The sequence below is a fragment of the Streptomyces sp. NPDC021212 genome (assembly GCF_044332925.1).
Lineage (GTDB): Bacteria > Actinomycetota > Actinomycetes > Streptomycetales > Streptomycetaceae > Streptomyces.
In genome coordinates, this window is sequence record NZ_JBIRPZ010000023.1 from 18242 (window position 1) to 39983 (window position 21742).

General features: G+C 72.7%; 22 protein-coding genes. 9 read left to right on the forward strand and 13 right to left on the reverse strand.

Features of this window, described 5'->3' with window-relative positions; all coding sequences use genetic code 11:
- Positions 1-121: 121 nt before the first annotated feature.
- From ACH4SI_RS39510 to ACH4SI_RS39530, 5 genes are all read right to left on the reverse strand, one after another.
- Entirely contained in the window at positions 122-517 is a 396-nt protein-coding gene (locus ACH4SI_RS39510; protein WP_398304965.1) for a hypothetical protein, read from the reverse strand.
- A 108-nt stretch (positions 518-625) separates the two neighbouring features.
- Positions 626-3010 carry a glycosyltransferase gene (locus tag ACH4SI_RS39515; protein ID WP_398304968.1) on the reverse strand — a complete coding sequence of 795 codons (2385 nt, stop codon included), beginning with the start codon at positions 3008-3010 and terminating at the stop codon, positions 626-628.
- 538 nt (positions 3011-3548) lie between these two features.
- Complete coding sequence (locus ACH4SI_RS39520) at positions 3549-4037, reverse strand: hypothetical protein (protein WP_398304971.1); 489 nt, start codon at positions 4035-4037, stop codon at positions 3549-3551.
- Positions 4038-4050: 13 nt separating this feature from the next.
- Positions 4051-4509, reverse strand: coding sequence for a hypothetical protein (locus ACH4SI_RS39525; RefSeq protein WP_398304974.1), 459 nt, complete (start codon positions 4507-4509; stop codon positions 4051-4053).
- Positions 4506-5507: a helix-turn-helix domain-containing protein gene (locus ACH4SI_RS39530; RefSeq protein ID WP_398304977.1), complete on the reverse strand. Its 1002-nt coding sequence runs from the start codon at positions 5505-5507 to the stop codon at positions 4506-4508. Before ACH4SI_RS39530 ends, ACH4SI_RS39525 begins: the two co-directional genes overlap by 4 nt.
- A gap of 263 nt (positions 5508-5770) precedes the next feature.
- Here ACH4SI_RS39530 and ACH4SI_RS39535 point away from each other — a divergent pair, with 263 nt between their 5' ends.
- From ACH4SI_RS39535 to ACH4SI_RS39555, 5 genes are all read left to right on the forward strand, one after another.
- Positions 5771-6100, forward strand: a complete 330-nt coding sequence (locus ACH4SI_RS39535; RefSeq protein WP_398304980.1) for a hypothetical protein — start codon at positions 5771-5773, stop codon at positions 6098-6100.
- On the forward strand, positions 6100-6282 hold the full coding sequence (locus tag ACH4SI_RS39540; RefSeq protein WP_398304983.1) for a hypothetical protein: 183 nt from the start codon (positions 6100-6102) through the stop codon (positions 6280-6282). Before ACH4SI_RS39535 ends, ACH4SI_RS39540 begins: the two co-directional genes overlap by 1 nt.
- Positions 6279-6626, forward strand: coding sequence for a hypothetical protein (locus tag ACH4SI_RS39545; protein ID WP_398304986.1), 348 nt, complete (start codon positions 6279-6281; stop codon positions 6624-6626). Before ACH4SI_RS39540 ends, ACH4SI_RS39545 begins: the two co-directional genes overlap by 4 nt.
- Before the next feature lie 93 nt (positions 6627-6719).
- A complete protein-coding gene (locus tag ACH4SI_RS39550) occupies positions 6720-7175 on the forward strand; it encodes a glycine-rich domain-containing protein (protein ID WP_398304989.1) in 456 nt (151 codons plus the stop codon).
- A gap of 33 nt (positions 7176-7208) precedes the next feature.
- A complete protein-coding gene (locus tag ACH4SI_RS39555) occupies positions 7209-7355 on the forward strand; it encodes a hypothetical protein (RefSeq protein WP_398304992.1) in 147 nt (48 codons plus the stop codon).
- Positions 7356-7499: 144 nt separating this feature from the next.
- Here the strand turns inward: ACH4SI_RS39555 and ACH4SI_RS39560 are convergent, their stop codons facing one another.
- Positions 7500-8261, reverse strand: a complete 762-nt coding sequence (locus ACH4SI_RS39560; protein ID WP_398304995.1) for a phosphoglyceromutase — start codon at positions 8259-8261, stop codon at positions 7500-7502.
- Positions 8262-8403: 142 nt separating this feature from the next.
- Between ACH4SI_RS39560 and ACH4SI_RS39565 the strand changes: the two genes are divergently transcribed.
- Positions 8404-9678: an MDR family MFS transporter gene (locus ACH4SI_RS39565; protein ID WP_398304998.1), complete on the forward strand. Its 1275-nt coding sequence runs from the start codon at positions 8404-8406 to the stop codon at positions 9676-9678.
- Between the two features lie 170 nt (positions 9679-9848).
- On the opposite strand, the gene ACH4SI_RS39570 is transcribed toward ACH4SI_RS39565, so the two are convergent.
- From ACH4SI_RS39570 to mshA, 3 genes are all read right to left on the reverse strand, one after another.
- Positions 9849-11525 carry a glycoside hydrolase family 55 protein gene (locus ACH4SI_RS39570; protein ID WP_398305001.1) on the reverse strand — a complete coding sequence of 559 codons (1677 nt, stop codon included), beginning with the start codon at positions 11523-11525 and terminating at the stop codon, positions 9849-9851.
- A gap of 120 nt (positions 11526-11645) precedes the next feature.
- Positions 11646-12158, reverse strand: a complete 513-nt coding sequence (locus ACH4SI_RS39575; RefSeq protein ID WP_398305004.1) for a YbjN domain-containing protein — start codon at positions 12156-12158, stop codon at positions 11646-11648.
- Positions 12151-13512 carry a D-inositol-3-phosphate glycosyltransferase gene (gene mshA, locus ACH4SI_RS39580; RefSeq protein WP_398305007.1) on the reverse strand — a complete coding sequence of 454 codons (1362 nt, stop codon included), beginning with the start codon at positions 13510-13512 and terminating at the stop codon, positions 12151-12153. The genes ACH4SI_RS39575 and mshA overlap by 8 nt, the downstream gene beginning before the upstream one ends.
- 178 nt (positions 13513-13690) lie before the next feature.
- Between mshA and ACH4SI_RS39585 the strand changes: the two genes are divergently transcribed.
- A complete protein-coding gene (locus ACH4SI_RS39585; protein WP_398305010.1) occupies positions 13691-14503 on the forward strand; it encodes a class I SAM-dependent methyltransferase in 813 nt (270 codons plus the stop codon).
- 15 nt (positions 14504-14518) lie between these two features.
- Here the strand turns inward: ACH4SI_RS39585 and ACH4SI_RS39590 are convergent, their stop codons facing one another.
- Complete coding sequence (locus ACH4SI_RS39590; protein WP_398305013.1) at positions 14519-15739, reverse strand: ROK family protein; 1221 nt, start codon at positions 15737-15739, stop codon at positions 14519-14521.
- A 107-nt stretch (positions 15740-15846) separates the two neighbouring features.
- Between ACH4SI_RS39590 and ACH4SI_RS39595 the strand changes: the two genes are divergently transcribed.
- The gene (locus ACH4SI_RS39595; protein WP_398305016.1) at positions 15847-17316 is read left to right on the forward strand and encodes an APC family permease; all 1470 of its coding nucleotides are present in this window, start codon (positions 15847-15849) and stop codon (positions 17314-17316) included.
- 57 nt (positions 17317-17373) lie between these two features.
- Here ACH4SI_RS39595 and ACH4SI_RS39600 read toward each other — a convergent pair whose 3' ends face one another.
- Positions 17374-18243: a helix-turn-helix transcriptional regulator gene (locus ACH4SI_RS39600; RefSeq protein ID WP_398305019.1), complete on the reverse strand. Its 870-nt coding sequence runs from the start codon at positions 18241-18243 to the stop codon at positions 17374-17376.
- A 134-nt stretch (positions 18244-18377) separates the two neighbouring features.
- Here ACH4SI_RS39600 and ACH4SI_RS39605 point away from each other — a divergent pair, with 134 nt between their 5' ends.
- The gene (locus ACH4SI_RS39605) at positions 18378-19406 is read left to right on the forward strand and encodes an aldo/keto reductase (protein WP_398305022.1); all 1029 of its coding nucleotides are present in this window, start codon (positions 18378-18380) and stop codon (positions 19404-19406) included.
- Between the two features lie 208 nt (positions 19407-19614).
- On the opposite strand, the gene ACH4SI_RS39610 is transcribed toward ACH4SI_RS39605, so the two are convergent.
- Together ACH4SI_RS39610 and ACH4SI_RS39615 are read right to left on the reverse strand one after the other, a co-directional pair.
- The gene (locus tag ACH4SI_RS39610; RefSeq protein WP_398305025.1) at positions 19615-20091 is read right to left on the reverse strand and encodes an NUDIX hydrolase; all 477 of its coding nucleotides are present in this window, start codon (positions 20089-20091) and stop codon (positions 19615-19617) included.
- Positions 20092-20124: 33 nt separating this feature from the next.
- Positions 20125-21708 (reverse strand): CHAD domain-containing protein, encoded by a 1584-nt coding sequence (locus tag ACH4SI_RS39615; RefSeq protein WP_398305028.1) that lies wholly within the window; start codon positions 21706-21708, stop codon positions 20125-20127.
- Between the last annotated feature and the right edge of the window lie 34 nt (positions 21709-21742).

A 21742-nucleotide genomic window follows, 5' to 3' on the forward strand; every position in this document is an offset into this window, starting at 1 on the left:
GGTCTTTCGGTTCGGGAAGGGGAGTGGGAGAGGGGGCTGGACTACGGCGGTCCGGGTGCCGGCCGTCCCCCGGGGGCTGCGGGCCCACGGCCGGGCACAGCGACGGATCCTGCGCCAGGGCCTAGCTGCGCTCGGGCTCCGCGTACTCGCGGTGGAGGCCGAACCCGAGCTCGAGTCCGTGGTCGTCACTGACCTCGCAGAACCACCCGTAGCCGGGGATGGTGATGTTGCCGACGTTGCAACAGTGCCCGTAGTCGGTGATGGTCACGTTGCTCACGGGCGGACAGCAGTGCCCGTAGTCGGTGATCGTGACGTTGCCGATCGGCTTGCAGGGGTGAACGGTCCCGGGCGTGAGGGTGGCGTCGCCGCTCAGCGGCTGTTCCGCATACCCGTACGTCGCCGTCCCCGTCTGCGCGTCCGGGGCGACGGCGGCGTAGGCCGCCTCCGCAGTGCTGAGCAGTCCGGCCGTGGCCAGCGCGGCAGGCAGAGCCAGTGAGGTGATGACACGGGATTTCACGGTGGCACCTTTCCTTTGGGTGCGGGGGAGCTGCCCGGCATATCGGCACACTTCGCGACACAGGCAGTGAAGCCACCGTAAATTTGGTCACCCAATGTGTCAAAACGACTACTGACCGTGCGTGACGGCCAGGGTGGCGGGCTCCGGCCGCGTTGCGCCGTGGTGCGGATGCACCACTTCCAGATCGGGCAGGGCCCAGCAGGCGGTTCCCATGTCCACGGCCATCGCGGCCAGCCCCTCGGTCTCGATGAGCTGCCGGTAGGGGAAGGACGGGAAGTTGAGGCCGTCGCGGTGCAACTCCGCACGGACCAGCAACGCGGTTCCGCCGACCGAGTCGACACGGACGAGTCCGCGTCCACGCAACTCGTCGAGGTACGTCCGGCCGAACCCCCGGGGAGGCTGAAGGATGCCGTCGCGCAGCCACCGGTCCCAGTTGAGCCTGCCGGATCCGGGCTTGAGGACGAAGGTGTTGAGGTCGTACGTCGGCCCGCCGGGCGCGGTCGCGCAGTGCGGGACGACGATGTCCTTGCGCGCGCCGAGCAGGCGCTGGACGAGGTCCGCCGGGTAGTCGGTGACATCGACGTCGAGCCACAGCACCCACTCCTCGTCGGCCAGGGCCCGGGCGAGGAGATGATTGCGCACCTTGGCCAGCACCGACCGGCGCCGGCACTGGATGCCCGGCTCCCAGCGGGGTCCGGCCAGCTGGAGACCGTAGTCACGGTGGACGAGGGTCACCCGCCGGAATTCGGCCTCGATGCCGGGCAGCACCTGTCGGAGCAGTTCCGGGGTCTCGTCCCTGCTGTCGCCCTCCAGCAGGCCCAGTGAGATCGCCTCGCGCGGGTAGTCCAGGGTGCGCAGGCGGTCCAGATAGCCGGGCAGGAACGAGGCCGCGTCCTTGAGGGGCGTGAGCACCAGCACCGGGGGCCGCTCGCTCGCCGGCCCCGGGGCGGGCTCGGGGGCCGGGTGCGGCTTCCGCTCGTACGTGCGCGCGGCGCCCGCGGCGGTCTCGGCGTGCGCGATGTCCCCCGGCTCGAGCGGCAGCCGGGTCGCCATGGCGAGCAACTGCTCGGCGTAGGCGCCGAGTTCGGCCCACACCTGGGTCGCCACCTCGAAGTGCTCCGCGAAATGCGACTCGTCGAAGGTGTTGTTCCCGTGGCACACGTAGGTGTAGAGGTCGGGCGCGTCCACCGAGACCACCCGGCAGCTTCGGACCACCTCCTCGGCTACCGGGGTGTCCTCGCCACGGCGCTGGGCCGGATAGCGCGGGAGCCGGTCCTTCGCGCACACCATCGACCCTTCCCAGACCCGGGCGCAGGAGACGGCGAGCTTGCGGCGGGCGGGCCACCACAGCCGCTCACGGGCGAGGAAGCACGCGTCGGCACCGAGCGCGAGAATCGCCGCCATCTGGCTCTCCACCCGCTCCGGGTCGTACAGGTCGTCGTCGTCCCACTGGCACACGTACGGCCCCGTGGCCCGGTCCACCGCCTCGTTGCGCAGCTCCCCCAAGGTCCGTCCCTCGGGAGGGAGCCGGTGATGGCGGATCCGCTGGTCGCCCAGGTCACGGATGTGCCGCTCGAGCGCGTCGTCGGTGCCGTCCTCCAGCACGACCAGCTCCAGGTTCGGGTAGGTCTGAGCGGTGAAGCACCTGATCGCGCGGCGTGCCGTCGCCGAGCGGTCCTTGGTCACCATCAGGCAGGACACTGTCGGCGCCGCCGAACCCGAGGCCCAACGGCGCCGCTGCGCCTCCAGGTTGAGCAGGCCGTCGGCGACCGGTTGCCGCTCCTGGCTCGCCCAGAACGGGAACCGTCTGCCCGCCGAGACCCTTGGCGCGGTCGCGGTGTCGCAGGCCCAGCTGCCCGACCAGTGGTGCACGGCGTAGGCACGGTCGTAGTCGGCCTCCTGCGGGCCGAACAGCGCCGTCGCGTGCGGGCTCACCTCCGGGTACAGGGCCTCCGCGCCGACCACCGTGATCGAGTCCGGCTCCGGGGCGCTGTCGACCGCTCTGGTGAGGAAGAACGGGCCGGTCGTGTCGAGCGTGGCCGGCAGCTTGTGGGCCCCGACCAGCCGACGGTGCACATGGGCCCAGAAGGGGTGGCCCGGCCGCGACGCGATGAACGCGTTGCCGACGATGCGGGAGAATCCGCGCTGCCGGGCCAGCAACAGGCGGGTGTGTGCCTCGGGTTCGCAGCCGAGGACGAGTTCGTGCCCGTCGAGGAGGCCGTTGACCGGCTTCAGGCACTCGAAATCCAGATCCACATAGAGGCCGCCGAAATGGTCGAGCAGGAAATAGCGGATCGCGTCGGCCCGCATGATCGGTTCGGGATAGCCGTCGTAGACCGGCAGGAACCACGGATAGTGCTCCTGGAGAAAGGCGCGATTGTCCGCGTCCGTCCACAACCGGTAGCCCCAGCCGGGGTGGTGCAGCCGCCAGGACTCGGCCCACTTCTGCCATGCCGGAGGGAGGTCGGCGTCTTTCCATGTCTGATGGATCAAGGGAGTAATTGTCTTTTGTGCAGCCATTCACACAGTATGTGCGTGCTATGTGCTGGGCCGGATATACGGCGATACCCGTCACCGGAGCAATCACCCGAACGGCCTGAGGTCGCAGCGCATCGGGCAGGCCGGGGCAGGGCAAGGGGCTGTACGGCCTGCCGCGCGCCATCCATGCGTCTCACACGCCGACCACCTCCTCAGACTCGATCAGCACACTGACCAGGGCGGGCGCATGCGGGCGCCGCCCTGGTTGGGATCTCGGTGAGCTGCGTTTTTGCTAGTGGGAGCGCTGTTCGCTACGTCCTCAGTCCACGACGTACCCTTCTCCGGAATCAGGTGTCTGATTGCTGAGCGCGCGGCATGGACAGCAGCCGGGCCGGAGCGGGGCGGAGAAATGAGCGCGGGCCCGGCCGGAGGCCGGGGCCCGCGCGTGAGTGTGAGCGAGCCGCATTGAGCGCGTAGAGAAGGCTGTGGCTCACCGTCAGTGCTTGGTGCTGGGCCTCCTCGTCTGGGCTTCGGGCCGGGCGAGAGGCTTTCGTCATGCCTGGCGGGATGCGCCGTTCGGCCAGATGACGTCCACCGGGATGTCTGCCTCGCGCGCCTGGTGCACCACATCCGCCGTGCCGCCGCCCTTGCCGGTGGGTGGCTGGCCATTCCACACCGCCACCAAGCGGTCGGCGCGCTCGAGCAGAACCGCGTTCGCGCCTTCGTATGCCTGCCGGTTCGCTGTCTCATGCGGCATGACGAGTACCTCGTCTGCCGCATCGAGGAGCCGGTCGAAGGTCTCGGCGTGGTCCGGCTTCACCTTCGCTTGCCGGTAGTCCTGCGACGGAATCACCACGACCAGGCGCCCGCCGGCCGCCAGGACTGCCTCTGCGAACAGGCTGTCGCTGCCCCTCGCGATGCATGACACGCCTACCAGCCCGGAGGGCTCGTAGGCGGCGAGGACCTTGTCCAACTCGGCTCGTACCAGCGGGATCGACTCGTCGGTGAGGTCCATGTGCCCGGTCACAGAGATCGTCGTCATCGCGTCTTCCTCGTCATGTGGTGAGCAGGGTGCGGATGCTACCGCGCACGTCGGCGACGGCCCGGGGCACGCTGTCCCCCACCGTGTACGGATAGAGCTGTGCCAGTCGAGTGCGCACACGCCCGGAGTGGAGGCCGTGCGCGACTTCGACAGCGCGTTGTGAGTGATCGGCGGCACTGGTGATGTCGCCGAGCAGGAAGGCGCATTCGGCGAGCCCGATGCAGTCCAGAGCGTGGCCGCGGCCACGCTCTGGACTGCGCTGGTCCAAGGCGGTACGGATGTGGTCAGCGGCTTGGTCGGCATAGGCGCGCGGGTCGGAGCGGGCCATGTCCAAGAGTCTGCCGCCGGTCACCCCTGCGAGTTCGGCGTCGTCGAAGTAGCCGATCCAGTAGGGCTCGTCGAGTCGACCAGCGTCGCTGAGGGCCTCGGCGGCCTGTCCAGTTGCGCGGCGAAAGCCGGACGGCCGGTTCATGCGGCCAAGGCCCACGCTTCCCGTGTGCGAAGCATTGCCCGCAGCCGCGGGCCCGCTGTGTGGCGGGCTCCGTCCTGGGCGAGCCGGACCAGTTCGAGAGCGTCCTGCGGGCGGTCGTTGTAGAGCATCTGTCGGGCCATGCCGGCCAGCACGTTGGCGCCGAATCGGGTGTCGCCACCTGCGTGGGCTGCGCGGAGCGCCAGCCGGTAGTAGTCCTGGGCGCGGCGCTGCTGGCCGACGTCCCACGCCATCGAGGCTGCCGTTCCGGCGAGTTGGGCCATGACTCCGTAGAGGCGCCGTTCGATGGCCGGGGCCTGGTGCTCGTCAAGAACGGCCGCTACCTCGGCGAGCTGCCCGGCAACGGCCTTTCTGCGAAGCCCGCCTCCGCCGGTGCGGCCCCACTGGCGGAAGGCACGGGCTGTGGCCTCTAGTTCCTCCACTTCACGCGTGCCTAAGCGTCCGGGGCGTCGGGCTCGACCGTCATCGGCGGAAGGTGTGCGCCACCCGTCGAGGGCGTCGAGGAGTGGGGCGCCGGTGACGGCGGCGCCTGCAAGAGCGCGCGTCGCGGCTCGGCGGTCCATCACGAGGTCGCTCCTGGTCAGATCGGAGGCCATGCCTGTGGTGGCGTCCGGCCGCCACGGTACGGCGTCGGTATCTGCTGGTCCGGTGTGGCGTTTGGACGTCTGCGGTTCTGGTGGGGTGGAGGGCGCTCTTTCCCAGGGGCGGGGCGCAAGGCCGACCAGGTGCCCGGGGATGCGGAGCCCGTCTGCGATCCGGCGGATGACCTCTATGGAGGTGACCCGGGCGGAACCGGCCATGATCGTGCTGACCTTGCCGGGGGTGAGCTGGCAGGCCGCGGCAATCCGGTTCTGTGACAGACCGCCCCACTTCTTGATCAGCGAAAAAGCTGCGGCGAAGTCGTGCTCTTCCAGGGCTCGGCGCAGGTCGTCCCTGTTGAGGACATCCGGGGCGAGCGGGCCGGGGGCGATGGCGTCCATGGGGCCAACTTCCGGTTGATCGTAGGCGCACCAATGTTGTGTACCGAACCAAGAACGAGCGTATTACCGCCTTGGTAACACCTGCCGGTTATGCCGTGATTGCGGTCGCTCGACCAATCTCGACGTTGTGCTCGATCGAGAACTTTCGCCGATGAGACCGGGAGGCTGATGTGCCAGAGAAATCCGAAGTTCTGACGTGGACACCACCGGCCGACCCGGGCCCCGAGGCCTTACCGACAGGCAGGTGGTGGGATGCGGTCCGCGTGCCTGAGGACGTCGGCGAACGCGCCCTCGTCATCCTCGGCGATCAGTCCGGTGCGGTCATCAAGGACCGCTGCAACACCCTCTACTGGCTCATCGCGCCGGGCACGGCCACGTCCTGGAAGCTGCGCGGAGTCACCGTCCTCGCCCATGCCGAGGGCGTCGCCACCTACCTCGGAGTGCCCCCGGCAGACCGCCTGCCCCGCCCCGGCTCGTACTGGCGGATCCCGTTCACTCGCGGCCGGTACCTCACCGACCCGCAGCTGCTGTACAAGGCGCTGGTCTCCGTCCTGTTGGAAGACCCCGGCGAGGGCCAGGAGGGCGACCGGTGATGCCACAGGTCTGCGCCCGCTGCCAGACGACCACCAGCCAGCCGGTCGTGGTCGCGATCGGGCACGGCGCGAGCGCCGGCGGCGGCACGGTCTATGCCTGCCCGGGCACGTGCGCCGACAGCTTCCCCAAGCAGCGCGACCCATTCGAGGCCCGCGACACCCTCGCCAGGCCGGAGCGATGACGTCCCGCCAGCAGCCTGCGACGACCGCGGCCGGCCTGGACCCGGCCACGCTCACCCGCGAACAGCTCCAGGGCTGGGCCTGCGCACTGTGCGGCGCGCACCTCACCGTCGATCGGTCGCTGGGCACCGTCACGGTCGACCACGGGACGACTAGGACGACGTACGAAGTGTGGGCCTGCGCCCCCGCCTGCGACGTACGCCCCGCCCCGCCCGCGCCGACGGCATGGGGACGATTCCTCGTCCACGCCGTGGATTGTGCCGACTGCCGGACAGGCCAGCGGTGCGCCGCCGGGAACGGGCTGCACCACGCGGTGCGGGAGGCCGTCACCGCCGCAGCCCCATGACCGGGCGGACAAGCCCCGCCCCGGACGCGTGCTTGGACGGCCGGCGACCGGGACGGAAACCGTGCACCACCCCATTCAGAGAGAGGCAGACACATGCGAGACGTTACTGCGTTACTCGACCCACCACAGCGGGCCGAGGTCATCGGGACCGTCCTGCGCAACAACCCCGGCATGGACCAGGGCATGGCAGGCCGCATTGTCGATGAGGCGGTGAAGTTCGTCGCCGCAGTGGCGGGGGTGCCTCACCCGCTCGCCCCGTCGCGGGTCGTGGACGAAGGCTGGCACGCACTGATCCTGCACACCCGCACGTACCGCCAACTGTGCGAGCGCGTCGGCGCCTTCGTTCATCACGTCCCGGAGGCCCCGGCCCCGGAGCGGCGGGACCCCGAGGCGCTGAACTGGACCCAACGGCGCATCGTCCAGGCTGGGTTCCCCGTGGACGACGCGCTGTGGCTGGCGCCCACCGACCAGAGCATCCAGGTCGCGGCCCGCTGCCAGCACTCGGACGACGGCGGGCCGATCGTCATCATCCCCAAGCCCAAGGGCTGACCCGCATAGGCTGCGGGCCGAAGGAGGACACCCATGGAATGGATCGACCCGAAGTACGCCCAGCTGGTCGCGACCATGCGGCGGGCCCAAGCGGACGCCTCCGAACAGGATCCGCCCGAGGCCCGGCCGGTCCGGGGGTTCATCGTCCCCGAAACCGGTCCCGGCCCGCTGCCGCACTGAGCCGCGCCCGTCCGGTGCCTTGCGGCGCTGGACGGACCGGACTCTTCACTGCCGTCTTCGACGCGGCCCATTGACGGCCCTCAGCCCAGCAATAAGCCCCCTACTCGCGGAGAGACCGCAGGTAGGGGGCTTACTGGTGTCGGGTTACTTCTTCTTGCCCTGGTTCTTGACCGCCTCGATCGCGGCCTTCGCGGCCTCCGGGTCGAGGTAGGTGCCGCCCGGGTTGGTGGGGCGGAAGTCGGCGTCGAGCTCGTAGGAGAGCGGGATGCCGGTGGGGATGTTGAGGCCCGCGATGTCGGCGTCGGAGACGCCGTCGAGGTGCTTGACCAGGGCGCGCAGGGAGTTGCCGTGGGCGGCGACGAGGACGGTGCGGCCGCTGAGGAGGTCGGGGACGATGGCGTCGTACCAGTACGGGAGCATGCGGACGACGACGTCCTTGAGGCACTCGGTGCGCGGGCGCAGCTCCGGGGGGATGGTGACGTAGCGCGGGTCGGCGCTCTGGGACCACTCGGCGCCGTCCTCGAGCGGGGGCGGCGGGGTGTCGTACGAGCGGCGCCACAGCATGAACTGCTCCTCGCCGAACTCGGCGAGGGTCTGGGCCTTGTCCTTGCCCTGGAGGGCGCCGTAGTGGCGCTCGTTGAGGCGCCAGCTGCGGGCGACCGGGATCCAGTGGCGGTCGGCGGCCTCGAGGGCGAGCTGCGCGGTGCGGATCGCGCGCTTCTGGACGGAGGTGTGGACCACGTCGGGGAGCAGGCCGGCGTCGCTCAGCAGCTCACCGCCGCGGACTGCCTCCTTCTCGCCCTTTTCGTTGAGGTTCACGTCCACCCAGCCGGTGAACAGGTTCTTGGCGTTCCACTCGCTCTCGCCGTGGCGGAGGAGGATCAGCTTGTACGGTGCGTCGGCCATGCGGTCGAGCCTACTGGACCGGTCGGAGGCGGTTGATTGACGGACCTGGTCAATTGAGTGGCGGTGCGGGGGCCGGACTCAGTAAGTTGCGGATGCTGGCTGCGCCTCTTACATGGGGGTGCGCATTCGTGGGGGAGCTCGCATGTCCGTTGTTCGGTTGGGGCAGGTCGCCAGGGAGAGCGTGGTGGGGTTGCCCCGGGCGTTCTGGTGGCTGTGGACGTCCACGCTGGTGAACCGGCTGGGCGGGTTCGTGGCGACCTTTCTTGCGATGTATTTGACGGTGGAGCGGGGCTACTCGGCTACGTTCGCCGGGCTGGTCGGGGCGCTGCACGGGCTGGGCGGGGTGGTGTCGGCGGTGGTCGCGGGGGTGCTCACCGACCGGCTCGGGCGGCGGCCCACGCTGCTGGTGGCGCAGGTGTCGACGGCGGTCACGGTGGCCGTCCTCGGCTTCGTGCAGGATCCGGTGGCGATCGCGGTGGTGGCCTGCCTGGTGGGCATGACGAGCAACGCGTCGCGGCCGGCGGTGCAGGCGATGATGGCCGACATCGTCGCGCCCGAGGACCGGATGCGGGCCTTCTCGCTCAACTACTGGGCGATCAACCTGGGCTTCGCGTTCTCCGCGATGGCGGCCGGGCTGATCGCCCGGCACGGGTATCTGGTGCTGTTCCTCGCGGACGCGGGGGCGACGCTGCTGTGCGCGCTGATCGTCTTCGTCAAGCTGCCGGAGTCCCGGCCGGAGGGGAAGGGTGCGGGGCACGGGGAGAACGGAAAGGAGGTCGGGCTCGGGACGGTGCTGCGCGACCGGCGGTTCATGGCCCTGGTCGGGCTGACGTACCTGGTCGCGACCCTCTTCCAGCAGGGCTACGTGGCGCTGCCGGTGGCGATGGGCGCGGACGGGCTGTCCAGTACGGACTTCGGGTTCGCGATCGCGGCCAACGGGGTGCTGATCGTGGCCGTGCAGATCCCGGTCACGCGGTTCATCGAACACCGGGACCCGGCGCGACTGCTGGTCCTCTCCGCGCTGCTGACCGGGTACGGATTCGGGCTGACCGCCTTCGCCGGGTCGGTGGGGATGTACGCGCTGACCGTCTGCGTCTGGACGCTCGGCGAGATCATCAACGCTTCGACCCAGACGGGCCTGGTGGTGCGGCTCTCCCCGGTCCACGGGCGCGGTCGCTACCAGGGGATGCACGTGCTGGCGTGGTCGCTCGCCTCGCTGACCGCGCCGCTGGCGGGCGGTGCGGTGATCGACCGCTTCGGGGCGGCCACGCTGTGGGCGGCGAGCGCGGTGGTGGGCACGGTGGCCGCGGTCGGTTACGCGGTGCTGGGGCGGCGGCTGCGGGCCGAGGACCAACCGGGGACGGTGGAAGCGGCGGGGGCGAAGGGCGCGCGGGTCGAGGGCGCGGTGGCGGGCTGATCGGCGGGGTCGTACGGGCGCGGTGCGCGTGGCGGGGGGATGCGCACCGCGCCCGTACGGCCGGGGGGCGGCAGCCCGTACAGCCGGGGCGCCTCAGCCCGTACGGCCGGGGACGGCAGCCCGTACAGCCGGGGCGCCTCAGCCCGCACGGCCGGGGCGGCCGGGGCGCCTCACCGCAGGGCGCGCTGCGCCTCGTACAGGTTGCGCGGGCGGACGGCCTCGGGGCGGCCGTAGGACTCGCTACGGGAGTGGAGCGGACCGCTGAAGTCCGGTACGTCGGTCTGGCCGAACTGCCGGACCTCGCTGATGCCGACCGTCGCGCTGTACGGGGCGACGTCGTCGATCTTGACGCAGCCCGCCCGCTGATTGGTGACGGTGACGTTCCAGTGGGCGAACCGGGCGCCGTACAGCGGCCCCGCGGTCGCGTCGCCGCCGTGCGCGCCGGTGTTGTCGACGGTGATCTGGGTGCGGACGTCGGCGAACGGCATGCCGCGGTGGGTGTCGAAGGTGCCCATCTCCATCCGGCCGCGTGACCAGACGTTGTAGCTGGACAGCCCCTCGACGTTGATGCCGTGCAGCTGTGTCCCGGCGGGCGCGGGCACGGTGCGCTGCGCCAGGACGAAGTCCTCGACCAGGTTGTCGTGCGAGCCCTCGCGGCAGCAGTACGGATGGTGGCTGCCGCGCCCCGAGACGATGACCCGGCGCAGGGTGCACGCCTTCGCGGCGACGAGCAGGAAGCCGTTGTCGACGTTGTTGACGGTCACGTCGTCGACCCAGCAGTCCCACGCGCACTGCAGCGCGACGCCGTTGTAGCCCTTGTCGAGCAGATGCTGCGCCTGCGGCGTCTCGACGACGTCGAGCGTGATCCCCTCGACGCCGGAGCCGGTCAGCGGCCGGATCAGCGTGGTGAGGCGGGGCTTCCAGGCGAGGCGGGCGTCGAGGGGCAGCGGACGGTCCAGGGTCACCCGGCGGCGGCGCCGGTCGACGGCGGTGATGCGGCACGGCCATTCGTACGGGACGTACGAGGTCAGCTTCGTCTTGTCGGCCCAGGGGTAGGCGGCCGCACCCTCGATGTCACCGGCCATGTGCTGGAGCAGGGTGTGCGCGCCGTCGTCCGCGAGCTGGAACAGCACCCGGTCGCCGCGCCGGAGGGCGGCGGTGCTCTCGACGGGCACGGTCCAGTCGCCGCGCCGGGCGGGGCGGTCGACGGCGGCCAGCGTGCGCCACTCGTCGCGCTCGTTGCCGGTCCAGCCTTCGAACGGCCACGCCTGGGCCCTGATCGCGGCGGTGAGGGACCGCCAGCGGGCGTCCGGGCACATCCAGATGAGGCCACCGGCCCAGGACCAGGACGACTTGGTGCCGCCGTACCGGCTGCCGTACGGCCCGATCAGCTCGGTGAGGTTGCGGGTCGCGCGGAGGACGGTCCGGCCGCTGCCCGCGCCGCGCAGCACGACGTTGTCGTAGCCGATGCGGATGACGCCGTCGATGCGGTACGTCCCGGGCGGCACCACCACCGTGCCGCCGCCGCGCCGCCCGACGGCCTCGATGGCGCGGTTGATCGCGGGCGCGGCGTCGGCCGAGCCGTCGGGCCGCGCGCCGTGGCGCCGCACGTCGGCGGCGACCGGGTAGCGGGGCAGGTCCGCGCGCCCGCCGCGGAATCCGGCGCGGCCGACGTAGGGGATCTGGGGGTGGTGGTACGGGTCGGCGCGGAACTCGCGCCATAACTCCGAAGCCACCGGCCGTCCGGCCGCGGCGGCCGGTGTCGTACCCAGGAGCCCCACCACGCTGCCCGCCGCCGCGCCCGCCGCGGCCGCGACGACGGTACGTCTGTCGATGTCCCTGTCCATGAGCCCACACCTTCCATGGATGTGAACGTCGTTCAGATGAGCGACGGGCGTGAGCATGCCACGACAGCCCCCGGCGCGGAAGGGGGCGGGACGAAGCCGGTCATTCGGACCGGAGAACCGTCACTCGGCGGCCACGTCGCGGGTCAGGTGGGCGAACGCCTCGAGGTTGCGGGTGGATTCGCCGCGGGACGTGCGCCACGCGTACTCCTTGCGGATCGCGGTCGCGAAGCCCATCTCCAGCAGGGTGTTGAAGCTGCCGTCCGCGTTCTCCAGCACCGTGCCCAGCAGACGGTCCAGCTCCTCCGGGGTGACGGAGGCGAGAGGGAGGCGGCCCACCAGGTAGATGTCGCCGAGCTGGTCGATCGCGTAACTCACCCCGTACAGGCGGGTGTTGCGCTCCAGCAGCCAGCGGTGCACGGCCTCGTGGTTCTCGTCGGGGTGGCGGACGACGAAGGCGTTGATGGAGAGCGAGTGGCGGCCGACCCGCAGGGAGCAGGTCGTCGACAGCTTGCGGGTGCCGGGGAGCTTGACGACGTACGTGCCGGCCTCCGGGCTCTCCCACTCCAGCTCGGCGTCGTTCAGGGTCCGCTCGATGACGGTGTGGGGATCGGCCTGGTGGATGGTGTCAGCCATGGGCCGATCGTAGGTGACGCCGCTCGCGCATCGCGTCCGTGTAGACGTCCGCCGTCGCCGCCGCGGCCGTGTCCCAGCCGAAGGACTCGGCGTGGCGGGCGGCGGCCGCGCCCATGCGGGCCGCGCGGCCGGGGTCGTCCGCGAAGGGGCGCAGGGCCCGGGCGTAGTCGGCGGGGTTGTGGCCGTCGACCAGGGTGCCGCTGACCCCGTCCCGTACCGCCACCGGCAGGCCGCCCACCGAGGCCGCGACCACCGGGGTGCCACAGGCCTGGGCCTCGACCGCGACCAGGCCGAACGATTCGCTGTACGACGGCATCACCAGCACCGAGGCCGCCCGGTACCAGTCCGCCAGCTGGTCCTGCGCGACCGGCGGCTGGAAGCGGACGACGTCGCCGATGCCCAGGCGCGCCGCGAGTTTGTGCAGCCGCTCGGGCTTCGCGAGGCCGGTGCCGCTCGGCCCGCCCACCACGGGGACGACGATCCGCTCGCGCAGCGACGGCTGCTCCTCCAGCAGGTGGGCGACCGCGTGCAGCAGGATGTCCGGGGCCTTCAGCGGCTGTATGCGGCCCGCGAAGAGGGGGATCAGCGCGTCGGGCGGCAGCCCGAGCCGGGCCCGGGCGGCGGCGCGGCCGTCGGCGGGGCGGAACCGGTCCAGGTTCACCCCGGGGTGGACGACGGCGACCAGATCGCGGGCCGCCTCGTAGTGGCGCACCAGCTCCTCCGCCTCCTCGGCGGTGTTCGCGATCAGCCGGTCGGCGGCGCTGACGATCTGCTGCTCGCCGATGACGCGGGCGGCCGGTTCGGGGGTGTCGCCGGCGGCGAGGGCGGCGTTCTTGACCTTGGCCATGGTGTGCATGGCGTGCACCAGCGGCACCCCCCACCGCTCGGCGGCCAGCCAGCCGACGTGGCCGGAGAGCCAGTAGTGGGAGTGGACGAGGTCGTAGTAGCCGGGCCGGTGCCCTGCCCACGCCTGCATCACCCCGTGCGTGAACGCGCACAGCTGCGCCGGAAGCTCCTCCTTGGCCAGCCCCTCGTACGGGCCCGCGTCCACGTGCCGCACGAGCACGCCCGGCGTCAGCTCGACGGTCGGGGGGAGCGTGCCGGTGGTGGCCCGCGTGAAGATCTCCACCTCGATGTCGATGGCGGCGAGACGGCGCGCCAGTTCGACGATGTAGACGTTCATCCCGCCCGCGTCGCCGGTGCCGGGCTGGTGCAGCGGCGAGGTGTGCACGCTGAGCATCGCGATCCGTCGCGGACGCCGCGGAATGCGCCTGAGGCGGTGGTGGGACGGGCTGCCGAAGGGCGTATGGGACCGGCCACGCAGGCCGCCGAGCCGGTACACGTGCTGGCTCACCGCGCGATACCTCCTTTTCGGGGCGTGGCTTCCCCTGAGCCTTCCCCTTCCAACCCACAACACCGGAACCAGCCATTCCCATTTCCGTTTTGCCAAAGTGTGACGTTCGCCGCTCGGCCCCCGGGGGCGCGGCGACTCATGGTCAGAGCCCGGCCACGCAGCGCATAGGCTGCTCGCCATGACTGCCCGCGTGCCTCCGCCGATCCGCCCCATCGGCTCGGCCACGCGCGGGACCACCAACCCCAACCGGCTGCGCCGCATGGACCGCTGGATCGCCGCCGTCCACGGCACCACGCTGCGGCGCGCCGGGACGGCGGTGGCCGTCGACCTCGGGTACGGGGCCGCGCCCTGGACGGCCGTGGAGCTGCTGCACCGGCTGCGGACCGTACGGCCGGGGGCCCTCGTGGTCGGGGTGGAGATCGACCCGGCGCGGGTCGCCGCCGCGCGGCCGTACGAGCGGGACGGGCTCGTCTTCGCGCACGGCGGGTTCGAGGTGCCGCTGCCGGGCGGGGTGCGGCCCGTGCTCATACGGGCGGCCAATGTGCTGCGCCAGTACGACGCGGACGAGGTCGCCGGCGTGTGGCGGCGGCTGTGCGCGCGGCTGGCGCCCGGGGGCGTGCTGGTGGAGGGGACCTGCGACGAGGTCGGCCGCCGGCACGTCTGGGTCGCGCTCGACCCGGCGGGCCCCCGTACGGTCACCTTCGCCGCCCGGCTCGGGTCCCTGGACCGCCCCTCCGACCTGGCCGAACGGCTCCCGAAGGCGCTCATCCACCGCAACGTGCCGGGCGAGCCGGTGCACACCTTCCTCCGCGACTTCGACCGCGCGTGGGCCGCGGCCGCGCCGTACGCGACGCTGAGCGCCCGCCAGCGGTGGATACGCAGCGCCCAGGCCCTGCGCGCGGCGGGCTGGCCCCTGACGGACGGCCCGACGCGCTGGCGGCAGGGCGAGATCACGGTGCGCTGGGACGCGGTGGCCCCACGCGGAGCGTGATCACAGAACGCCGGATCAGGGGGCTTCGCGGGAACGGGTGAAGACGCGTTCGCGGGCCTCTTCCGTCGCCGTCGCCACCGCGCCCAGCAGGACCGCGTCCTCGCCCAGGGTGCTGGCGCGGACCCTCGGGCGGAGGGGGCCGATGCGGTGGAGGGTCGTGGTCACCGGGGGCAGCAGCAGGTCCGCTCCCCCGCCGAGGCCGCCGCCCAGGACCACCAGGTCCGGGTCGAGCACGGCGGCGACGGAGGCGATCACATGGGCCAGCCGCTCCGCCTCCTGGCGTACCGCCGCCACCGCCGGTTCGACGCCCTCCCGCGCCGCGTCGAAGACGTCCTTGGCGGACCCGGGGTGGGCCATGCCCAGTGCGCGCGCGGACCGGACGACCGCGCCGCCCGCCACCGCGTCCTCCAGGTCCCGCCCGCCGTCCCACCCCCCGTTCGGCCCGTCGTTCGGCAGCGTCGGCAGGAAGCCGATCTCCCCCGCCGCGCCGTGCGCGCCCGTGAAGAGGCGGCCGTCGGCGACGACGCCCATGCCCAGGCCCGTGCCGACCATGACGAAGACGAAGAGCCTGCTGCCCCGGCCCGCGCCGAAGGTGTACTCGCCCAGCGCGGCCAGGTTGGCGTCGTTGTGGACGGACAGCGGCGTGCCCAGCTCCTCGCGCATCCGGTCCAGCAGGCCCGCCCGCCCCCAGCCGGGCAGGTTCACCGCGTACCGCACCCGCCGCCGATCCGGGTCGTACACGCCGGGCGCGCCGACGACCGTGTGCGCGACCAGCGCCGGGTCCACCCCGGCGTCCGCGACGACCTGGCGGGCGGCGGCGACGGTGAGGTCGGCCATGGCGGCGCCGCCGCGGCCGCGGTTGCGGACGTCGGACCGGGCGACGACGGTCCCGTCCAGGTCGGCGGCGGCCACTCGCAGCCAGGACCGGCCGATGTCCAGGCCGAGGACGTACCCGGCTGTCGGGTCCGGTTCGTACAGCACCGCGACCCGCCCCCGCTCCGGCGGCGCCTGCCGCCCGGCCTCCCGGACGAGCCCCGCCTCCTCCAGGGCGGCGAGCGCGGTGGAGACGGTCGGCTTGGACAGGCCCGTGTCGCGGGCGAGCTGGGCGCGGGAGGCGGGGCCGCCGGCGCGGAGCCGGGCGAGGAGCAGGCGCTCGTTGTTGCTGCGCAGCCGCTGCCGGTTCCAGGGGCGCGCGGCGTCGCCCGTACGGGCATCGGCACCGGTCAACTCGTCCACGGCGGGCCCCCTTCGCGCGCTTCCCGAACCCTTGACGCCATCAAGTAAAGCTCCTTAACTTAACCCACCCACGGAGGTGGAACTCAACCCATCCCACGGAGGTGGACATGTCCGGCACCCAGGGCGGATTCGTCCGCCGCATCGGCCTGTTCCAGGCCACCGCGATCAACATGAGCCAGATGTGCGGCATCGGGCCGTTCGTCACCATCCCGCTCATGGTCGCCGCCTTCGGCGGGCCGCAGGCCGTCGTCGGCTTCGTCGCGGGCGCCGTGCTCGCCCTCGCCGACGGGCTGATCTGGGCGGAGCTGGGCGCCTCGCTGCCCGGGGCCGGGGGCAGTTACGTCTATCTGCGCCAGGCGTTCCAGTACCGCAGCGGCAAGCTCATGCCGTTCCTCTTCGTCTGGACGGCGATGCTGTTCATCCCGCTGATCATGTCCACGGGCGTGGTCGGCCTCGTGCAGTACCTGGGCTATCTGTGGCACGGCATGAGCCAGACGCAGGGGGATCTGGTCGGGCTCGGCGTCATCGCGCTGGTCGTCGGGCTGCTGTGGCGCGGGGTCGAGCACATCGCGCGGATCACGGCCGTGATGTGGTGCGTGATGATCGCCTCGGTGGTGCTGGTGATCGCCGCCGCGTTCAGCCACTTCGACGCGGGGCAGGCGTTCACGTACCCCGCGGGCGCCTTCGATCTGGGCAGCGGCCACTTCTGGACCGGTTTCGCGGCCGGGCTGACCATCGGCATCTACGACTACCTCGGCTACAACACGACCGCGTACATGGGCGCCGAGATCAAGGACCCCGGCCGCACACTGCCGCGCGCGATCGTCGCCTCCATCCTCGGCATCATGGGCATCTACCTGCTGCTCCAGATCGGCACGCTCGGCGTCGTCGACTGGCACCAGATGCTCGACCCGAACTCGGTCGCGTCCCAGTCCGTCGCCTCCGCGGTCCTGGAGGAGACCTGGGGGAAGACCGCGGCGGACGTCGTCACCGTCCTCATCCTCATCACCGCCTTCGCGTCCGTCTTCGCCGGACTGCTGGGCGGTTCGCGGGTGCCGTACGACGCGGCCCGCGAGCGCGTCTTCTTCCGCCCGTACGGCACGCTCCACCCGCGGCACCGCTTCCCGGTGCTGGGGCTGGCGACGATGGGCGTGGTGACCGCGGTCGGCTTCCTCATCGGCCGCCACACCGATCTGGCCACGCTCATCCAGCTGCTGACGACGGTCATGGTGATCGTGCAGGCGCTGGCCCAGGTCCTCGCCGTCACCGTGCTGCGCCGCCGCCAGCCGACGCTGCGGCGGCCGTACCGGATGTGGCTCTATCCGCTGCCGAGCGTGGTGGCGCTGGTGGGCTGGCTGGTCATCTACGGCTACGCGGACAAGAACTCCCCGGGGCGGCACCCCATCGAATGGTCCCTCGCCTGGGTCGCGGCGGGGTGCGTGGCGTTCGTGCTGTGGGCCCGGGCGGAGAAGGTGTGGCCGTTCGGCCCGAAGGAGATCAGCGAGGAGTACGTGCACGGAGGCGACCCCGACGCGGCGGGCGCGGAGGGCGCGCGGGGCGGCGCGGCCTCGGTCTGACGGCCGGGGGCGCGGGGTTCAGATTCGGGGCGCGGGGTTCAGGCTCGGGAGCAGAGTTCAGGCGCGCGCCTCTACGTCCGCCCCTACGTCGGCCTCCGCCGCCAGGGCCCGCAGCGCCTTCTCCGACGCGGACCCCTTCTCCACCGTGTACGTGCACAGCGTCTGCCCCGGGTCCGCGGGCAGCACCAGCGCCTCGAACGTCACCACGAGGTCCCCCACCTCCGGGTGCCGGTACCACTTCGTACCGCGCATCCGCTCCTGCACCGCCTGCGCCTCCCAGCTCTGACGGAACTCCTCACTCCGCTCCCGCAGCTCATGGATGACCTGGCACAGCCGCGCGTTGCCCGGGGTCCGCCCGACCTCCGCGCGCAGACTGGCCACCGTGTCGTCGGCGACCTCGGACCAGTTCGGGTGCAGCTCTCGCGTCCGGGGGTCGAAGAAGATCAGCAAGGCGCCGTTGCGCTCGTCCTCCGCCATCCCGCCGAAGTCGAGGCCGATGCGGCCGCCGAGCCGGTTCCAGGCCAGGACGTCCATGCCCGGGCCGAAGACGAAGGCCGGAACCATACCCTCGTCCATCGCCTCCAGCAGCCGGAGGATCTCCGGCCGCACGCGCGGGCGCGGGGCCGGGTCCGGGCGGCCGTGCCGCCTCGGCAGGGTGATGTTGCGCAGGTACGTGTGCTCGGACGGGGTCAGCCGCAGCGCCCGCGCCAGGCCCTCCACGACGGAGTCCGAGACGGCCGGGGCGCGGCCCTGTTCGATGCGGGTGTAGTAGTCGACGCTGATCCCGGCGCGCTGCGCGACCTCCTCGCGGCGCAGGCCGCGCACCCGGCGCCGTACGACGCCCTCCGGCAGCCCCACCTCGGCCGGGTCGAGGGCGGCGCGCCGCGCCTTGAGGAACGCCTTGATCTCCGGTTCGGAATGGCCCATCGGTCCATTATCCGGCCCGGGCGTTCCGGGTGGTTCCGGCAGACCCAGGTTGGGCCGGGCCTGGTCCGGTACTCGCACAGGGCGAAGGCTGGGCCCCGCACGGACTCGGCAGGCACCCAGCGGGAGGCAAACCCATGAAACGCAGGATTCTCGGCGGCACCGGCATCTCGGTCAGCGAATACGCCCTGGGCGCGATGATGTTCGGCGCCGTGGCCAACCGGGACCACGACGACTCGGTACGGATCATCCACCGCGCCCTCGACGCGGGCATCAACTTCGTCGACACCGCCGACATCTACTCGGCGGGCGAGTCGGAGGAGATCGTCGGCAAGGCCCTCAAGGGCCGCCGCGAGGACGTCGTCCTGGCGACCAAGGCCCATGGCTCGATGGGCGACGACGACAACCACAGCGGCAACTCACGCCGCTGGATCACCCGCGAGATCGAGAACAGCCTGCGCCGCCTCGGCACGGACTACATCGACCTCTACCAGATCCACCGCCCCGACCCGACGACCGACGTCGACGAGACCCTGGCCGTCCTGTCCGACCTGGTCCGGGCGGGCAAGGTGCTGGCCGTCGGGTCGTCCACCTTCCCGGCGGAGCAGATCGTGGAGGCCCAGTGGGTGTCGGAGCGGCGCGGCCACGTCCGGTTCCGCACCGAGCAGCCGCCGTACTCGATCCTGGCGCGGAGCGTGGAGGCGGCGGTGCTGCCGACCGCGCAGAAGTACGGGATGGGCGTGCTGAGCTGGGGCCCGCTCTCGGCGGGCTGGCTCTCGGGCCGCTACACGAAGGCGTCCGACATCGACCTGGCGGGCGGCGGCCGGGCGGCGCTGGAGCAGTTCAAGTTCGACCCGTCGCGGCCGGAGAACGCCCGGAAGCTCGAAGCGGTCGGTGAGCTGAGCAAGCTGGCCTCCGACGCCGGGCTGTCGCTGCCGCATCTGGCTATCGCGTTCGTCCGGGCCCACCCCGCCATCACGTCGGTGATCATCGGGCCGCGCACGATGGACCAGCTGGAGGACCTGCTCGCCGGGTCCGAGGTGGAGCTGAGCGCGGACGTACTGGACCGGATCGACGAAATCGTGCCGCCGGGCACCGACCTCAACCGGGCGGACAGCTACTACGTGCCGCCGTCGCTCGCCGACAAGGCCCTGCGGCGGCGCTGACCGGCGGATGTCCCCCACCCCGCCCCTTCCCGAAACCAGGGGCACGGCCCCCGGCCCCGCCGGGCCGGCGGCAATCGGGACCGCTCAGGGGCGCTCAGGGCGCGGCCGACGAGGGTGAGCAGCGCATTCACGAGGGTGCGGTCGTGCGGGGGGGGATGTCCCCGGGGGCAGCCCCCGGCCCCGCCGGACCTGCGGCAATCGGGACCGTTCAGGGCGCGTCCAGCGCGGTGAGCAGGGCGTCCACGAGGGTGCGGTCGTGGTCGTAGGTGAGGCGGCTGCGGGCCGCGGCCGGGGGCAGCCAGAGCAGCCGGTCGACCTCCCGGTTCGGCACGAACGTCTCGTCGGGGACCGCCTCGGCGGCCCAGTAGCGGACCTCCTTCGGGCGGCCCCTGGCGTCGTAGTGCAGGGTGGGCAGCTCCGCGCCGGGCGTGCAGCCCATCCCGGTCTCCTCCACCACCTCGCGCACCGCGCAGTGCAGCGCGTCCTCGCCGCGCTTCAGCTTGCCCTTGGGGTGCGACCAGTCGTCGTACCGGGGCCGGTGGACGAGGGCGATCTCCAGCCCGCCGTCCCGCCCGGCGGGCCGCGTGTCCTGCGGGGTGTGCCGCCAGAGCACACAGCCCGCCGCCAGCACGGTCGTCACATCGTCCCGGTCGTCCCGGTCGTCCCGGGATTTGCCCTCGTTCATCCTGCCGTCCCGCCTCCCCTTTGGCGTCCGTCGTCAGGAAGCCTGGCCCGCGACCCGCCGCCACATCCGGCCGAACGCGAACCTGGCCGCCTCCACCTCGTGCCGCTGGTCCGCGTGCAGCACGCCGAGCGCGTACGCGGTCGCCGGGGCGATCCGCGGCGTACGGGCAGCCGCCGCAGCGGCGGCTGCCGCCTCGGCGGCGTCGCGGTGCCGCTCCAGCGCCTGCCCGGCGGCCTGCAGCCGCGTGGCCGTGGACGGCTCCGCGTCCGCCGGCGCGGGCGCCGCCGCCATCAGGTCCAGCACCTCCAGCGCGTATCGCCGCATCCGCACCAGCCGCCGCACCTGGTGCCAGGGCGCGTCCTGCCGGTCGCTGGCGGGCGGCGCGTCGGCGGTGGCCGTCGCGGCGAGCCCGTGGACCAGCGCCTCCGCGTTGTACGGATGCCCCGCACGGCCCAGCGGAAGCGCCTCCACCGCCTCCATCAGCCGCCGGTTCGCCAGCTCGGCGAGCGGCGGCAGCACCTGCTCGGCGGGCCGCCCGGCGGTCGTCTCGTCGAGCGGCACCTCGGAGGCGAGGAGCGCGACGGTGTCGGCGACCGCGTGGAAGCGGGACGAGCCGAGGGCCTGGAGCGCGGCGGTGTGCGCACGGGTCTTGGCCAGGGTGAGCTGACGTTCCAGCAACGCCCCGGCGCGGGCGGCCCCCACGGTCAGCGCCCCGCCCCGGGCCTCCTCCGGATCCCCGGCCCGCTGGTGCGGGGACGTACGCTCCTCCGCGCCGGGACCGCGCGTACCGCCCGCACTCGTGCCGCCCGCACCATCCGTGGCCTCCGGCGGGGCGGTGTCGCCCCACTCCTCGGACCCCTCGTACGGGCGGCGGGGCGCCTCCACGTCCCGGTCCGGGGCGCCGGACGCGGCGCTCCGCGCCCGGGGGTTGCGTCCGCCCGCTTCCACCGCCTCCTCCGGGCCCGCGCCGCCGCGGGTGGCGCGCGGCGAGGAGTCCGGGGCCCCGGCGGCCAGGGAGACGCTGCGGCGCGCGGTGCGGGACGAGCGGGGAGCGGCGCCCGGGCCGCCGTCGATGCCCGCCGTGGCCCCGCCGCGCGCGGTGCGGGCCGCGACGGTGGTGGACCCGGAGGCCCCCACAGCCTCCGGATCCACGCCGGTGGCCGCCGGTTCCCCGGACGCCGCGTCCCCCGGCGGCGTCCGGGGCGGCGGTCCGCCCGCGCCCGAGAGCCGGTGCAGGGCGTCGCGCAGCCGGGCCAGCCGCCCGGCGTACGCGTGCTCCAGCGCCAGCGTGCCCGACAGCCACGCCAGCTCGGCGCGCAGCTGGTCGGACCAGGCCGTGTCGGTGATCGGGCGGTAGACGGAGAGCGCGCCGCTGATCCGGCGCGCGGCACGGCGCAGCAGGCGGGCGGCCTCGGCCGCCTCCTCGACGTCGGCGCCGCTCTCGCCGTGCAGCCGCAGGCTGCGCAGGAAATCCCCCGCCTGGGTGTGCAGATACGCCGACAGCACCTCGCCCGCGGTGGCGGGGCCGCCGGTGGCGGTACCGAGAACGGGACCGCCTGCGGGCGCGGGCGGCGCCATGGGCACCTCCGCCACCCGGTCCGCCGCGTGCTTCGTCATGTCGTACCCCCCGGGACCCACGGCTGCGGCGGCG